Here is a 14,862-nt window from a genome sequence, read left to right as displayed (position 1 = left end):
GATTTCTCCTTTTTAATTTTTATTTTTGATATAAAAAAAGACTATTCGTTTGAATAGTCTTCTGTTACATATTTTCTTTGATCTTTCATTAATAGCTGCATTATTACTTGAATGTTTCTTTTTTCGGGGCAAGAGGATGGTTTGGCACACAAAAAAATTCCTAAGCTAAAATTGGTTACTTGAAGCATTGCATAGTGGCCTAAAGTAAATTGCACCATATTCTGAAACATATAACCTCCATAAATCAAGCCCACAACTACCATAATGTCCACTAAATAAAACATATATAGCTTTACTTGGGCTTTTATATCTCGTGGTATTTTTAAATTAGAATAATCATTCATCCTTTATGTCATTCCTTTCCGTTGAATAAATCATCAAAGTTTACAGTAAATTCCCCATGTCCTTTAGATCGACCTGTAGAACTTTTACTGCCTGGACCCACTGAAATGTATGGACGCACTGGATCGTAATTATCATTCGCTAATTTGTTACTCTGATTATTTTGATTAGTTGTATTTGTTGTTTGAGTAGTTTCTTGTCTTGTATGGTTTTGAGTAGTCGTTTGATAATTTTCTGATACTTGTTTATTTTGATTGGTTACTTGCTGAACATCTTGTTTTACTTGATTTTCATTTTTTACATTTACTTGTTGTTGAGTTGTTCCATTACTTCCTGAAACTGATTTCCCTTCAGTGGTTGTTGAATTTGAAGATAGTGTTCCAGCATTTAAATTAGGAGTTCCATGAGAGGTTACCTCAATTTTAGTAGGACTATTTCCTTTAATAGCACTTTGATTATCTAATTTTGCTTTGAGTGTATCTTGTTTACTATCCGATGGTTTTGTACTAATCATATTTCCACCTTCAGCTTTTCCTTCAACTTTAGATGAACTATTTACTTTAAGCTCCGCTAAAGACTTAGAAATTCCATTAGATTCACTATCTTTAGGTGTAGCAACCTTTGTGTTACCAAATTGATTGGTTTCACCTTTATTATTATTATCATTTCCAAAGCTTTGTTCTTTACCAGGATTAACTTTCCCATATCCTTTTTGTTGAGGATCATCTTCATTACGAACTGAGTCACGAGTTGTTGGAGCTGGTTCTTTTGCTTTTGCGTTTTTAGTAGATCCTTCAACGATTCCTGAATCAACACCTTTATTAAAGTTATCTTTAACATCTTTTATAGGTTTTGTCGCTTTTGCTACTGTAGAATCAATACTTTCTTTTGCTGCTTCTTTTTTAGCTGAAGCCGCCTCTTTCATTGCTTCTTTTTTATCAGTCACAAACCCTGAAACTCCTCGTTCAGATAAATGCCCCATACTTTCTCCAATTTTATTTGCACCTTTATCAATATTATCTTTGGTGTCTCGGATTGATTTCTTAGCTTGTTTAAACCCTTCTTCTGTAGCCTCCAGTCCTTTATTCGCTACTGACTTAGCAGTCTTACCTGTTCCTGATACAAGATCTTTTCCAAGTTTTCCTGCTGCCATCATCATTAGCATACCTTTTAGGCCATCTTTAACGCCTACATCTACACCAAAGTGTTTTGCAATAGTATTTGTACCATTCATACAAACAAGCATCCCTACAACGCTAGCAATTGAAAATAAGAACCAATTAAGCCCTAACGTAGCAACAAACGCATAATATATTGTAAATACTCTCAAACTGATTCCCGTTAACGGAATCACCATCAGTGCTTGAAATATATCTTGTAAATATACTTTTGTTCGTTGGCCTGTTTCGATGTCTGACGCAGCAACTAAAGGAAATAGGATTTTTTTAAATCCTAGTTCTACCATATTTTGAGCAAGTACAAACAATGCCATCATATAGGCTAATCCTAAAGTGATTAAACCCATGATAATTGTTGGAAACTGTGCTGGGTACCGAAATACTCCTTCTTTAAACATATCTAAGAAGCCATTTTCTATTTTTGCAGCTTGTAGCGTTCCGTCATAGTCATAAGTCATTTGATAGCCTAAATATTCAGCTCTACTGCCCATTTCCTTTGCATCTTTAGGAATTATCACATCTGACATTGGGATTTGTTTAAACATTTCTTCTGTCAATGTATTCTTCTCTGGAACAATTACACCTGATTGCCCTGGCGCATTGATAATAGTATCTCCTTCTTCTAAGGGTTTAAAATCTTTTGAAGCTACATACGCTAAATCAGTTGTATTATCTTTAATTAAAGCAAAAGACAACGAACTAGTTGTAGTCGTTGCCTCTCCAGCTGTTTTACTTTCATTGAAAAATTGTTTGGAAATATCTAACCCCCATGTCATTAAACCTGGCAGTTCAACCATTAAGCAAAAAACCATAACCGTCCGAAACACAACTTGTTTAATTTTTATTGGTGAGTTAAACATTTTTTTGTAACCTACTATGATTAACATTATCGCAACGACACTACCCGCTATTACTTGCATCGCAATGTAAATATTCTGTATGGGGCCATAGTTTAAGAATCCACCTAGTGTGAGAATCGTATCAACACTTTTTTCTGCAAGCGATGATAATGTATACAGGCCTCTAACTATCGCCCAAACAACATTTTTCCATATCCACGTCCATATATCTGCATGTTGAATCCAATCTTGAAATTTCTGTAAAAAATCCATAATTTCTTGATTATTATCTGCGGCAGCTATAATAAAAAAATTATTCATGACTTTCCCCTTTCCAACAAAAAAACGACAAAGCATAAATGCCTTATCGTTTTTCTTTTCTGTATTTAGTTCTCTTATTTCACTTTTTCTATTCTTCTAAGCGTATTTTTCTTAAGGGCTGCTTTTGTTTTATCACTGTTTAAACTTCCACTTTCTTTTTCTACAAAACGATCTAAAACAAAATAAAAATCTCCATCAATCTTAACTAGATAATAGTCTTTAGTATCATTATACGCACCATTATAAAAGAGCTTGTCGTCATTTATAACTGGGCCATCAAATTTATAAAGAAGATATCCATCTTCTTTTTTTTCTGTTTCATATGGTACTTGGTATTCTTTTCGATTATTTTCTAAATCATAAACCGTTAACATACCTTTTTCTTTGGAGGTTACTTCAAAATAAGAAGTATTCTCTTTTGAATCACTAATCTTGTAAAGTTCACCCTTCTCAAAAAAATCATCGGAAATAGATTTTTCTTCTTTAGTAGCTGTTGATTTACCACATCCTGATATAATCAACAAGATTATCCCGAATACTCCAATTAATTTAATAATTTTGTTCATTGAATTCACCTAAACCCTTTCATATGGTTTCTATTCATAATGAGTCCATGCTGAATAGATATCTACTGTTTTCGTCTCTTCATTTACTGTATAAACAACCCTGTGTTGGTTATTAAGTCTACGTGAATAACGACCAGCAGATTTAGGCTGTAGTTTTTCAAATGATTGAGTCGGTTTGTAAGGATCTTCCTTTAAAGTGCTTAACACTTTCATAAAAGATTCTTTTAGATTTGAATTTTTTAATTTTTTTAAATCACTTTTTGCTGAATTTTTTATTCTAACTTCGTACTGATTCATTACAAATTGTCCCAATCAATATCATCCATATTTGTGAAACCTGTTGAATCTTGTTCTCTTTGACGAACTTTATCAAGAGTACCAGTTTGCTCCAACATAAGAGTTTCTTTAATAGAGTCCCAATCTTTTCTACTAATCAAAACTGCATTATTTTCTTCTTTATCGCTCACAATTTCAATTTCAGTGTGATTTTCATTTACATCTTTTAATAATTGGTAGAAATTTTTTCTAGCATTACTTGGATTTAATACAGTCGATGCCATAATGATCCCAACCTTCTATTTGTATTTTTATTATAAATCAATTATAGCGTACTTAACATAGTACGTCAATTATTTTATAACAATAACTACTCTAAATAAAAGACTCTCTCGTTGGTATCAATTCAAGAACGGGTATATTTGGAGATTTGTGATAGTAATCTATTTTCACAACAACTTCATATCCTTTAGTTGCTACTTTTTGAATTAGTAAAATTAATTCTTCAGTGGAAACAATCTCAACGATAAATCTGGAGTATTCTTCGCCCTTCAGTGTTACTCTTTTTGCCCCAAATTCGAATGCTTCATCTTCACTAATAAATGTTGCAGATTTTTCTATTCGGAATTGCATAACCTGGGTTCATCCTTTCAAATAGTTTTTGTTAAATCACTTTTACCATCTAACAAATTCATACTTTTTGCTAATAGTCAGAAAAAAATTATTACATATGAATTAACTAAGCGACATTTTTTTGCAACTCAATAAGTTCACTAACATATGCAGAAATCCTTGACTGTACTTCAGGATCTGAAATATTTTGACATAATTTTTCTAGTGTATATCGGTCACTTTCATTTATTGAACTCATAAAGAGTTTAATTGTATCATTTTGAGCATTACTCTTATTCAAAATTGAAAGTATGCTAGATCTTAATTCTCCAATTTTTGTAGTTGTTTGTTGTTCTGTTCTTAAATCTTCCTGAATTTCAAACTCTACGCCATCCTCATCTAACCAACTTGCAAAATCAATCGAAAGTTCTCCTAAATCTAGATGGGTATGTTCTGAAGGAATATCAAATGAATTGATATCTTTATCTGTATCAAAGTCTTCAGATAAAAATTCCCAACGATAAGGCATTGAAGTTTCTTTTGTATTAAAAATTGGAAATGGTCGTATTTTTTTTCTTTTAATATCTTGCCTATGCAAGTTTCGTATGACGACTGTTTCTCCCTCAATCAACGTACTTAACCTTTCAGTGGTTATGAGATATTCTTCTTCCGCTGATCGATTATGACTATTTCCAATTTCCATTTGTTTATCATTGGAAGTCCTACCTTCAACCGTACGTCTACCAACTTTTTTAGAAATTTCCTCAATCGTTTCCATATTCCCACTCATAATATAAATATGATTTTGACAATTTTCCTTGATTGTATCACCAGCTGTATCTCCATATAAACCTTTTAATTGACTATAACTTTGTACAATAATATTGAAAAGAATATTACGCCCTAAACAAACAGTCATTATGTTGTCCATGGCTTCAATTGCTGGCATATTACCGAATTCATCCAAAATAAATTGTACACGTCTAAAGCATTTTTTCCCTCTAGTGATTGAAGCATTTTGAGATAATGTTGTATAAAGCTGCTTAACAAAAATACTTGCAATAACGTGCATCGATTCATCGAAATCAGGAGTGATCATAAAGACGGCAACTGGTTTATCTGAATAGTCCATTTTAACCGTTTCTAAGCTCGTCAATGTGCTTAAAACTAATCGCATATCAACTTTACGTTGATATTCTTTAGTTTCAGGATCCAACTGTCTATTTACTTGGTAAACAGCCTCTTCCTTCTTCCCTTTGTTTCTAAATGTAATTCTAATCGTATCTCCTGTTTCTAAATTGTAATTAAAATTAAGATTGACGATACCTTGTAAATTTGGCTTAATGGATTCAACGCCGAGTATCCGATTATTTTTAGCACTAATGAATTTTACAGTCATCCGCTTGTTTAACATGTCTTTTGAAAACTTAAGTTGTAACGTTTTGGGAAATCCAACTGATTTCAGATCAAAACTGTTGGTAGAAGTCATTTTTCCTATCGTTTCAAATTGGAAAATACTTAATCCTTCATTTGCAGTGGCCAAAATATTTCCTTTTGCCTTGTCACTACCAAAGTTTGTAGTCGCATATTGTGACTTAGCTACATTTCCTTGCGGTAAGTTGTTAAAGTATTCATCTAATCCATTTTTCTCTTGTCCCGTTTCCATATCGACCCAATTTGTGGTTCCTAGTTCATTAAGCATTTGTCCTACGTTAAACATTGTTACTTTTTCGAACTCATTAGTCTTCTCGCATTCTTCAATGAGAGCCAATATAATACCGTTTACCGCTTTTTGTGCAGCTTGGTTAAAGAACTTATTTTGACCCGCATTCGGATCATTATAGAGAGCGAAAGTCAATGTATTTGTAAGTTGCTGCGCTGTTGCCTTATCCCCTTGTACCCAGGCATCAATAATTAACTGAAGGGGATTGTAACTCATGGACTGCATTGGATCTAAAATGTTGAGAACTTGAACATTAAAACCTCTTTTTTCTAATGTCTCTTTTGAGGCGGCATATAATTCTCCTTTAGGATCATTTAACACCATAGAACATTTGATCATCGCTCTAGATAAAATATCAATCAAAATCGTTACGAACATTTCACCTTTACCTGAACGGGATACCCCTAAATAACAAGTATTAATTGTATCTGTGTCAATATAATAATGATCGTCATAGTGACTAATGGGAACCCCACCAATACCTTTAAAAGCCCCTTTTCTATCAGGTATTTCATGATATTGTTCCATGATTTCTTCTAAAGTTGCTAATCGATTGTCACCTTTTTGTCCATGGTGTAATTTTTTAAATCGATACGATAATTTCAAATAGACATACACTGCAGCAATTATTGATAAGCATATCAATAAAAATAAGCTGAACCCTGTCAGCTTGAATTGAAACATATTAGATAGTTGAAATGGTTTCACTTGATCGTATTTCTGCTCAAACTCAGCTAACGAAAAACGACTTGTAAAAAATGTTTTAACTACGGGCCACATTTTTTTTAAACTCAATATTAGATAGTTACCTATCAAAAATAGACCCGTAAATGTAATGAACGAGCCTATCAATCCTATTCGATTAAGCCTTCGTGTTTCTTCAGGTAAATCCTCACCCTTAATAGAGTATCCTCTTTTTTTCAAAAGAGAAAACTTTCTAAAATGACGGTTCCGCTTCAATTTTGCGCTTAATTTTCTTTTTCTTTTCATGTTTTATCCTCCAATCATGAAGGAAAGTAGTCGTCCGCATCAAACTCAGTTTCCTGTTTGTCTTGATACGAATCATTTTTTTGTGGAATAGTTGTAGAAGATATATTTTCCCCTTCAGTAGAAGCAATCTCATGATTTTGTTTGTCGGTTATATCTTTGTTTTTGAAAGATTCCATTCGTTCCATAGCCTTTTCTTTAGATTCTTGACTTTGAATTGTCTCTACCGATACGATTTGACGATAAATTGTTGGACCTTTTTCAGCATCAAAAGATTGTAGCTTTCCGTCAATAATCGTTTGTTTATAAGATTCCATTGAACCTAATGCTTTAATTTTTTGCCCATCAGTAATATAGTTCTCCACGTATTCTTGACTCGGACCACTTATCTTACATGGAACAATATCTGTGAAGTAAACCTTCTCATTTTGATCATTCGTATTTTTGTAGTTTCTCTTCACTTTCATGTTAAAAAACGTTTGATTTCCTTTTAGTGAAATATTCTGAATGTATCCGTCCAACTGTATAAGATTATTAGCATTAATCATTTAAATTTTCCTCCTTAGTATTAGAATCATTGGTAATTTTGAAAAAAACATGTTCTGATTTTTTTGAAATGTTTGATACTGAAAATACTGAAATAATTGATACTTTACCATTTTGTAATACAAAAGAACCTTTTTCTTCATATCTCTTTTCTCTTTTTAAAAATTCAATTTGTTCAAAAGGATCTGTTAGCTTCTTGTAATTTAATTCAACAAATTCTTTGCCAGTTACTTCTCGATTAAAAAAAAGTTTCAGTTTTAAAATAAGTTTTCGCATTTAATACTCCTTCAATTCGTTTTTATACTTCGTTTTCTATTTTTAGTAAATTTTCTTTTTTCAACTGTAATATTTCAAATAATTTGGAATCAACAATAAACCCTACATCTATTTTCAAAGCATCCAGTTTAGGTTTCATTTGCAAAAGCGAATCTATTTGTTGAACTGTAAAGGTATCGACCAGTGTAATCGTATTAGTTAAAATTTGAATTTTGTCAATATCAATTGATTTTAACCCTGTTTCATTTTTTAAAATCGAATTTAGCTCTTCATTTTCAACTACCACAATTGTCTTTTTATCTGCAATAAGCTGTTCTAGAGAATTTTCTAAATCTTCTGTTTTAAAGTAGTCTGACATATACATGCCATGTAAAATCATTCCTAATTGATTAGCTGTTAATTTCATATTTCTTCCCCCGAAATATCTTTCCCTTTAAGTCTTTTAACATCAGAAAAAAAATCATATTTATCTGTTTCAAGCCGCTTCATTAATTGGTTGTAAAATTCATTGTTCTTTCTTTCAACAACCACTACTTGAATGTTTCTACTTGGAATAACAACTAAATATCTTTTTAGGTGTTCTACAATTTGTTTTGAATTTTCAGGTGCGATATTCTCAAAATCAATAATAAGTTTTTCAAAGTGTTCTTCTTTACAAACCGCTTTTAAATTTTCAAGCTGCAGTTCTTCCCACATTTTAATCATTTTAATTCTCTTCGGATTTTCTTTATCTAATTCAAAAACAATTTTTAAGGGGTCAAAAGGAACTCCTGGTTTAGATAAATCTAAAGTCACTAATTCTATATTGTAATTCTTATCTAACATACCTATTTGCCTCCATTCAATACTTGATTGCCTTCTTCGGTATTTCCTTTAGTAAAGTATGCAAGAGCTATTGATTTTTCTTGATCTTTCGTCAGACTTTCTTTTTTCTCATGAACTTCATATTCTTGAATAATTTTTTCATTGTTATTTTCCAAAATAGCTTGGTCTAATGATCCGTTCTGTGACTTGTATAAAACATTAAAGGCCATTAATTGATTAACACTTTTATCTTTAAAAAGTTGTGCTTCTATTTCATCCAGTCGATCAGGATATTTATCAGCAGCTTCGATGTAGCGGGATTCTTCTAACAAAGTAGCAAGTGGAATTTTATTTTTATCTTTTTCAACAGTTTCAACATTATTTTGTTTTTCTGTTTTTAATTGTTCTTTTAATTTTGCGTTTAGTTCATTTACTATTTTCTCTTGTTTTTGCATCTTCACTTCTTGTTCATGGTAAATTGAATAACCAAAATAACCGGTTGTTCCCATAAGAGATAGACCGCAAATACCAATCACTAAAGGTAAAATAAATCTTTTCTTTTTCTTTGGCTGTTCTTCTGAGATAGTTTCAGAAGCTAGTGCTGCTTTACTATTTGCTTCACTAATATTTTCCAGTTTAGATTTTTCTATTTCCTTCAGTTGTCTTTGAATATTTTCTTGAAATTCTTGGCTTTCTCTACGTTCTCTTTGAAGTTGTATATGAAGCCGATCATTTGAATCTAAGATTTCAGAGAGTAGAAACTCTTTATTTTCCATTCGATTTCCTTCTTTTTGCTTTGCTTTTTCAAGCATTTCTAGTTCTTGTTTTTTTAGAAGATTAGACTCTTGGGAAATTTGTTGCTCTGCTTGTCTCATTTGTAGACGTTGCTCTCTTGATACTTCGGTCAACCATTTCTCTTCGTTTTCTTGAAGACGTGCCTCTAAATCGTCATAATAGGATTCTTGTGTCTCTTTAACAGCTTTAATAATATCTTGCAGCCCTCGTGAAAAACCTTCCAAAATTTGTTTCTTGAATAGCAATAATTCTTCTTCTCTTTTTTGGATCTCGTTCTGAAGAAATTCATTTTTCTTTTCTTCAATTTCATGTTGTAAAAGTTCAGTATTTTCTTTTTTCACTTTTTCTTCTTCTGTTGTTTTCTTTTGTGTAAAACGTTGATCAAGCATTTCAATTTCATTGCTTTGCTGCAACTCTAATTTTTTCATTTCATTTTCGTGACGAATTTCAAGCTGCTTTTTCTCGTTTACATGTTCATTTTCAATTGATTCACTTACTTGATTTAGTTTAGTCTGTGCCTTTTGAGCAACTTCAATTTTATAATTGTTCAATTTGTCTTCAATTGCTTCTTCTAGTGGCAATTCTTTATTGGATTGGAATTTTCCTACTAGTTGCTGACTCGCTTTATTTTCTAGTGTACGAACATTTTTTTCAAAATTACTTACAAGCGACAACATGAAATTAGGTTGTTTAATGGTTTTTAAATAGGCTTTTTTCTTTTGTTCGAAAGGACTTAGATTAGTTGAATTTTCCTTTAAATTAAAATGATCTAACAACATTTCTTCTTCTTTTTGTGATTGCTCTTTTAATCCTGTTAAAATCACTTCTATTGCATCGGAAGTTCCATTGGATGTTAAGTCTGAATAGCTTTCTAAAGAGCTTAAAATGCTGTTTTTTTGCATTTCAGAAGCTTTTTTGTATGTTCCATTAACCCTGGAAATGTATTCCATTTTTTGTTGCTCTTTTTTATCTGTAATTTCCCCTGGAGGAATAGAATTCATTTCTTCTTTATTATCATTTACATCGTCGTATTCAACAGCTAAAGAAGTTGGATCTTCAAATACAATTTCAGTTTTAGGTTCTTCTGTTTCGATTGGTGTTTGCTCTTCTTTAGTAGATTCCGTGACTTCTTCCCAACTTGAATTGTAAGGCGCTGAAGACTGATCATTTGCTTCTTTCTTTTTGAAAAAATTCAAAGATAATCCTTTTTGTTCATTTATCTTAAATTTTTCTGGATGAGTTTGTTCTTCTTCTAGTTGATTTTGTAAATCATCTGCTAACTCTTCTAGAATTTCTACCTCTTCTTCCGTTGCTGTTTCCATAGATTTATAAATATCTTCTGTAATGATAGAAAGCAATGATTCAGGATTTTCTTTAAAATTAATTTTTAAGTTATCGAACTCAAATTCTTGATCCGATTCCTCTTCCATAATTTCTAAAGACACATTAAAACTTGTAGCATCTATTGAATCAAGTTCAGGATATATTTCCTTTAGTAATCTTTCAGATTCCAGTAACAAATATGATTTTTTTAGTTTAATGATTTTTAGTTTTTTTACGATTTTGTCAGCTTTTGTAAACTTAATGGAATAGTTCTTCATTTTTTTCCTCCTTTTTAATGTAAAAATAGGGGAGTACCCAAACTCCCCTATCTTAGTAGGTTATTAGGATCTAAAATTGAGTGCTGGTTTTTGCGAAATCTGCAAATGAAATCGCTCCGAAAATAAATGCCATGCCAATGATTAAATATAAAATCCATGGCTTTGCTGTATCTGCTCCTTTTCGACCAGCAAAGAAGAGAAACCCAGCTCCGATACAACAAATTGCAAATGCAGCGGGTGCTATTTTCTGTGCGGTAGTAATCAATGAATTGATTCCATTGATTACGCTATCCCCAAAATCATTTAAAGCCCAATTCATTAATGATACTTCTCCAATTGTTTTAGCCTCTTGAACTTTTTCTACTAACCTTTGCATAAATACCAATTTCATTTGTTTTCTTCCTTCCTATTGTTGAATATTTTTAGCCATTAATTTGTAACATTCTTCTTCAGTTACTTTTGATTCCCACTCTTTGTCAGTACCTTGCAATACCGCCATTTTACGTTCACTTATTTTATTATTTTTCCACTCTTTGTAAGATTGGCCTTTTCTTTCTAAAATCTTTTCAGCAGCTTCTTCATAAAACGGTTTTACTTTTTTCTTTCCAGCCATGATTATTCCCAACTTTCAATGATTTTTTTTACATAAAAAGAGAACTTTTATCTTTTGATAAAAATTCTCTTTAATCATTACTATTAAATTTACTTAAAACGGTTATTTAACTAATTTTTTTTCCAAATAACAAAACCAATACAACCCGCTGCAATCATAGTTAGGCCAACTACGCCAATAATTAGCTTAGGTTCGCCTGTTTGTGGTAGTGGTTCTGATTTTTCAATTTTTTGATTTTCTACTGAATATTCAAAAATTTGACCATCTTTTTCTACAGAAATATTCTCTTCTTTAAACGTCCCTTTATAATTTTCAGGATTTTTAGTTTCTTCAACTGAATATACATGTCCAGCTTCAATATCAAATTCTACTAATCCATCTTTATCCGAGGTTTTTACTTCTGTTTCACCATTTTCATCCATACGTGTGAATTCTGCATTTTCTAAGGGTTTTCCTTCTTTATCCACTTTGTGAATGATAATTTTTCCTTTTTTCAATTGATTGTAAATAGTTCCTAAATCAATGACTTCTTGATCGTGATTAATTGTAAATGGAATTTTTTCACCATTTAGAACATAATTGGGCAATGTGCTTACTTCAACTAAATAATGTACCCCGTAAGATAAATCATTGGATTGTACTTTACCATCCTTGGTAGTTACTTCTTTTTCTACTGTTTTTTCATCAGCAGCTAGGATATTAAACTTAACATTATCAAGTAACTTTTCATCAGATCCTTTTTTCTCAAACTTAACAGAACCTTTTACAGCATCAATTTTCCCATTAATAGTCGCTTCTTTATCTTCTGCGAATTCTTTGGATTCATAGGAAGCTACGTCTTGATACCCTTCATTCCCTCCGAAACGTACCGCTACCTTGTACGCATTAGAAAAGTGTCCTTTTAGTGACACTGAAGGAGATAATGCTTTTCCTTGAAGTTCTTTTTCAGGAACAAGTAATTTCACTTTTGATCCATTAGTAACAGTTTTTACTTCTTTTCCTTCTTCATTTACTAATTTTGTACCTGGTGTAGCATTTTTTATAGTAACGGTACTAGACTGTAAATCTCCCTTTACAGTTGCAGTTACTACGTTAGATTCATAGTTTCCATTTACTAATTTAAAGGTTAAATCTTTCTTATCAACACTTAAGTTGTTATCGTACACAGGAACACTTGGAGCTGGCGCTTTAAGAGCTTCTTCTTTTAAAGCTTTAATTCTTGGTAAGATACCTTTTTCATCGATAAATGGTCTATCTAATGAAAAACTGTTTGGTGATTTAATATTGTGAATCGTTGCTTGCACAATATATTCATCGACTGATTTATCACCGGTTAAATTTGGATTTCCTTGATAAAAAGCATTCATTAGATAAGTGGTTGCATTATCTAATTGCTCAAACCCTTCAACTTCTAACCCTGGTGGGGAAGGAAGATCAAAATTGATACAGAACGTTGCCATTCCGTTTTCATCTCTTAAACGATCTACCATACGCACTGGAGTTGAACCATCTTTTTCACTTTTAAGATAAGTGATATCTTTTTCTAAAATACTAATTGTATGCTTTGTAGCAGAAAAATTTTCTTCCCCTTTAGCAGATACGCTAGCAACAGATAAAAAACTTCCTAAAGCTAAACTAAGCGTTAAAATAGACGTCGCAATTTTATTTTTCATTTTGAAATTAATCATTTTATCATCTCAATTCTTTTTTTTTATTTTTATTTGCAAAATACAGATGCACTGTTCGACTTTCTGTAATTTCAATTTTTCGTAGAGTAACATATAAAATAGATGAACTACCTCTACTTGTATCTACAATTTTTATTCTTTGACCTGATACTAATTGGCTAATCCATGGATATTTTTTTGAACAAGATTCAGTTAGAACAACTTTTTCAATACTTAATTTTCCTTTTTGATAAACTGTTCTTGAAATGTTTTTTCGATGGATGGTCATTTCTTGTTGCATGTCATTCCAACTTTCTTTAACAGAAACAAAAAAACGCACAAAACTTGTACGTTGAGTTTCTTCTATAATGATAGCTAATACGAATTTTTATTATTCGTAATGCTATTCAACCTTAATCACTATCTATTTATTGCTTATTTTCTTATGTGGGACTTCTAGAAGCATATTCACACTCACTCATTTTCTATCACCTCTTTCAGATGTTATTTTCATAGTTTTATTTAGGTTTATCCTTTAAATAGACAAAACAACCTAGTTTTTTGTAATTCGTATCCCCGATAAATTCCTTTAATGAATTTTCGTGATTTTCAAGTGTTATTTTGTTTTTAAAGTAATAAATTGGCAATTCATATTGAACTCGAATAGGAGAAAAAATAAACTGATACTCTTTCATAAACTTGCAATATACTAAAGATTCCGTATCTTTTTCGTTATCCTCTTCATTGGAAAGTCCTTGATTGTCAGCAGGCGGTTTAATTAATTCATGTGTTAATTGAACATGAGAATCTTTTAAAAATGGGAGATAATAAGTTGGTAATTTTAAAATAGACCCTATTCGTTGATCTAAACGAAGAAAGTCTTTTTCAGTCGTTAACAATTCCAGCCCGTATTGGAACTCTTTCGCTAATCGCAAAAGAATAAATCGCTTCACTCCCTGGAAAATAAGAAAGCTTAGTACAGCAAAGACAACAAAATAACTAAGCTTTCTTGGAAACACTTCATTGAATGGGATCATTACTAAGGATATCCCTACAAAACAAATTACTATCCTTCTTATCCTCAACGATTTATACTCACTTTCAAGGGTTCTTGTTTCTTTTACTCTAAAATTCGGTTTCTCTATAGTGACCTTATCCCTTAAAAATGAACCGTTAAAGCCTACCGTTGGGGCCATAAATTGTAGGCAGTTTATCAAAATAAGTAAGAAAAACACAATCGCCACAAATGCACTAAAATTAGCACCAATGTCTTCCAAAAATTTTGTAAATTCTTCTTGCTTAGAAGGGTCTAACATCAAAAATAAACTTTGCTTAATTTCCATAATGAACATTGAGTACAGGTTTTTACATGACCATATCGAAAGGGCCATACCTCCCATACCCGCAATATACTTAATAATTTTTTCAAGCCAGCATATTAACGTGTACATTTTAATTTTTTTGTATCCTGGTTCTTTCCAAGTGTTTTTGTAATTTTCAATTTGCACTTTTAATTGATTCATCTTGACTAATCCTCTCCTTCCAAACAATTTTTTCATGAGTGGTATTTAAAAATCGATTCACAACGATTAATCGATCACTCAAATTCTTTATCACAAACCAATGAGTTGGATCAAGACCACTTGCTTGTAAGATTTTGCATTGTTTTGTGGTTGGATTTAATTTCTTTTTCATAGTATTTTCTCCTCTAGTACA

General features: G+C 31.6%; 18 protein-coding genes. All 18 read right to left on the bottom strand.

Translation table 11 applies throughout. From position 1 onward, the window contains the following. Positions 1-41 precede the first annotated feature (41 nt). Entirely contained in the window at positions 42-344 is a 303-nt protein-coding gene (locus AC07SW_RS13035; protein ID WP_311780765.1) for a DUF5592 family protein, read from the bottom strand. 8 nt (positions 345-352) lie between these two features. Then, positions 353-2,680, bottom strand: coding sequence for a pLS20_p028 family conjugation system transmembrane protein (locus tag AC07SW_RS13030; RefSeq protein WP_494633111.1), 2,328 nt, complete (start codon positions 2,678-2,680; stop codon positions 353-355). 74 nt (positions 2,681-2,754) lie between these two features. Then, a complete protein-coding gene (locus AC07SW_RS13025; RefSeq protein WP_311780763.1) occupies positions 2,755-3,246 on the bottom strand; it encodes a hypothetical protein in 492 nt (163 codons plus the stop codon). A 30-nt stretch (positions 3,247-3,276) separates the two neighbouring features. Then, positions 3,277-3,543: a Txe/YoeB family addiction module toxin gene (locus AC07SW_RS13020; RefSeq protein WP_311780809.1), complete on the bottom strand. Its 267-nt coding sequence runs from the start codon at positions 3,541-3,543 to the stop codon at positions 3,277-3,279. Beyond that, the gene (locus AC07SW_RS13015) at positions 3,543-3,806 is read right to left on the bottom strand and encodes a type II toxin-antitoxin system Phd/YefM family antitoxin (protein ID WP_135018948.1); all 264 of its coding nucleotides are present in this window, start codon (positions 3,804-3,806) and stop codon (positions 3,543-3,545) included. Before AC07SW_RS13015 ends, AC07SW_RS13020 begins: the two co-directional genes overlap by 1 nt. Positions 3,807-3,897: 91 nt before the next feature. Next, complete coding sequence (locus AC07SW_RS13010) at positions 3,898-4,155, bottom strand: hypothetical protein (RefSeq protein ID WP_485402864.1); 258 nt, start codon at positions 4,153-4,155, stop codon at positions 3,898-3,900. Between the two features lie 106 nt (positions 4,156-4,261). Then, positions 4,262-6,847: a VirD4-like conjugal transfer protein, CD1115 family gene (locus AC07SW_RS13005; protein ID WP_494633109.1), complete on the bottom strand. Its 2,586-nt coding sequence runs from the start codon at positions 6,845-6,847 to the stop codon at positions 4,262-4,264. A gap of 14 nt (positions 6,848-6,861) precedes the next feature. Beyond that, the gene (locus AC07SW_RS13000) at positions 6,862-7,392 is read right to left on the bottom strand and encodes a hypothetical protein (RefSeq protein ID WP_494633108.1); all 531 of its coding nucleotides are present in this window, start codon (positions 7,390-7,392) and stop codon (positions 6,862-6,864) included. Then, positions 7,385-7,666: a hypothetical protein gene (locus tag AC07SW_RS12995; protein WP_494633106.1), complete on the bottom strand. Its 282-nt coding sequence runs from the start codon at positions 7,664-7,666 to the stop codon at positions 7,385-7,387. Before AC07SW_RS12995 ends, AC07SW_RS13000 begins: the two co-directional genes overlap by 8 nt. A 22-nt stretch (positions 7,667-7,688) precedes the next feature. Next, entirely contained in the window at positions 7,689-8,072 is a 384-nt protein-coding gene (locus AC07SW_RS12990) for a hypothetical protein (RefSeq protein WP_494633105.1), read from the bottom strand. Continuing rightward, complete coding sequence (locus AC07SW_RS12985) at positions 8,069-8,491, bottom strand: hypothetical protein (RefSeq protein WP_494633104.1); 423 nt, start codon at positions 8,489-8,491, stop codon at positions 8,069-8,071. The genes AC07SW_RS12990 and AC07SW_RS12985 overlap by 4 nt, the downstream gene beginning before the upstream one ends. A 2-nt stretch (positions 8,492-8,493) precedes the next feature. Further along, positions 8,494-10,866, bottom strand: a complete 2,373-nt coding sequence (locus tag AC07SW_RS12980) for a hypothetical protein (protein ID WP_494633102.1) — start codon at positions 10,864-10,866, stop codon at positions 8,494-8,496. A gap of 70 nt (positions 10,867-10,936) precedes the next feature. Beyond that, the gene (locus AC07SW_RS12975) at positions 10,937-11,257 is read right to left on the bottom strand and encodes a TrbC/VirB2 family protein (protein WP_494633100.1); all 321 of its coding nucleotides are present in this window, start codon (positions 11,255-11,257) and stop codon (positions 10,937-10,939) included. Positions 11,258-11,272: 15 nt separating this feature from the next. After that, entirely contained in the window at positions 11,273-11,479 is a 207-nt protein-coding gene (locus AC07SW_RS12970) for a DUF5415 family protein (protein ID WP_135018936.1), read from the bottom strand. Positions 11,480-11,589: 110 nt separating this feature from the next. Next, the gene (locus AC07SW_RS12965; protein WP_494633099.1) at positions 11,590-13,167 is read right to left on the bottom strand and encodes an MSCRAMM family protein; all 1,578 of its coding nucleotides are present in this window, start codon (positions 13,165-13,167) and stop codon (positions 11,590-11,592) included. 4 nt (positions 13,168-13,171) lie between these two features. Then, a complete protein-coding gene (locus tag AC07SW_RS12960) occupies positions 13,172-13,447 on the bottom strand; it encodes a hypothetical protein (protein ID WP_494633097.1) in 276 nt (91 codons plus the stop codon). A gap of 217 nt (positions 13,448-13,664) precedes the next feature. Continuing rightward, positions 13,665-14,669 carry a hypothetical protein gene (locus tag AC07SW_RS12955; RefSeq protein ID WP_494633095.1) on the bottom strand — a complete coding sequence of 335 codons (1,005 nt, stop codon included), beginning with the start codon at positions 14,667-14,669 and terminating at the stop codon, positions 13,665-13,667. Continuing rightward, entirely contained in the window at positions 14,644-14,841 is a 198-nt protein-coding gene (locus tag AC07SW_RS12950) for a DUF6906 family protein (RefSeq protein ID WP_494633093.1), read from the bottom strand. Before AC07SW_RS12950 ends, AC07SW_RS12955 begins: the two co-directional genes overlap by 26 nt. Positions 14,842-14,862: the final 21 nt, after the last annotated feature.

This window comes from Carnobacterium sp. GW821-FHT04C06, from assembly GCF_059420345.1.
Note: the sequence above shows the minus strand (reverse complement) of the source record. Positions and strands in the feature narration are given on the sequence as shown.

Coding starts and splice junctions, on each gene's coding strand:
- AC07SW_RS13035 (WP_311780765.1), bottom strand. CDS start 344: ATGAATGATTATTCTAATTTAAAAATACCACGAGATATAAAAGCCCAA.
- AC07SW_RS13030 (WP_494633111.1), bottom strand. CDS start 2,680: ATGAATAATTTTTTTATTATAGCTGCCGCAGATAATAATCAAGAAATT.
- AC07SW_RS13025 (WP_311780763.1), bottom strand. CDS start 3,246: ATGAACAAAATTATTAAATTAATTGGAGTATTCGGGATAATCTTGTTG.
- AC07SW_RS13020 (WP_311780809.1), bottom strand. CDS start 3,543: ATGAATCAGTACGAAGTTAGAATAAAAAATTCAGCAAAAAGTGATTTA.
- AC07SW_RS13015 (WP_135018948.1), bottom strand. CDS start 3,806: ATGGCATCGACTGTATTAAATCCAAGTAATGCTAGAAAAAATTTCTAC.
- AC07SW_RS13010 (WP_485402864.1), bottom strand. CDS start 4,155: ATGCAATTCCGAATAGAAAAATCTGCAACATTTATTAGTGAAGATGAA.
- AC07SW_RS13005 (WP_494633109.1), bottom strand. CDS start 6,847: ATGAAAAGAAAAAGAAAATTAAGCGCAAAATTGAAGCGGAACCGTCAT.
- AC07SW_RS13000 (WP_494633108.1), bottom strand. CDS start 7,392: ATGATTAATGCTAATAATCTTATACAGTTGGACGGATACATTCAGAAT.
- AC07SW_RS12995 (WP_494633106.1), bottom strand. CDS start 7,666: ATGCGAAAACTTATTTTAAAACTGAAACTTTTTTTTAATCGAGAAGTA.
- AC07SW_RS12990 (WP_494633105.1), bottom strand. CDS start 8,072: ATGAAATTAACAGCTAATCAATTAGGAATGATTTTACATGGCATGTAT.
- AC07SW_RS12985 (WP_494633104.1), bottom strand. CDS start 8,491: ATGTTAGATAAGAATTACAATATAGAATTAGTGACTTTAGATTTATCT.
- AC07SW_RS12980 (WP_494633102.1), bottom strand. CDS start 10,866: ATGAAGAACTATTCCATTAAGTTTACAAAAGCTGACAAAATCGTAAAA.
- AC07SW_RS12975 (WP_494633100.1), bottom strand. CDS start 11,257: ATGAAATTGGTATTTATGCAAAGGTTAGTAGAAAAAGTTCAAGAGGCT.
- AC07SW_RS12970 (WP_135018936.1), bottom strand. CDS start 11,479: ATGGCTGGAAAGAAAAAAGTAAAACCGTTTTATGAAGAAGCTGCTGAA.
- AC07SW_RS12965 (WP_494633099.1), bottom strand. CDS start 13,167: ATGATTAATTTCAAAATGAAAAATAAAATTGCGACGTCTATTTTAACG.
- AC07SW_RS12960 (WP_494633097.1), bottom strand. CDS start 13,447: ATGCAACAAGAAATGACCATCCATCGAAAAAACATTTCAAGAACAGTT.
- AC07SW_RS12955 (WP_494633095.1), bottom strand. CDS start 14,669: ATGAATCAATTAAAAGTGCAAATTGAAAATTACAAAAACACTTGGAAA.
- AC07SW_RS12950 (WP_494633093.1), bottom strand. CDS start 14,841: ATGAAAAAGAAATTAAATCCAACCACAAAACAATGCAAAATCTTACAA.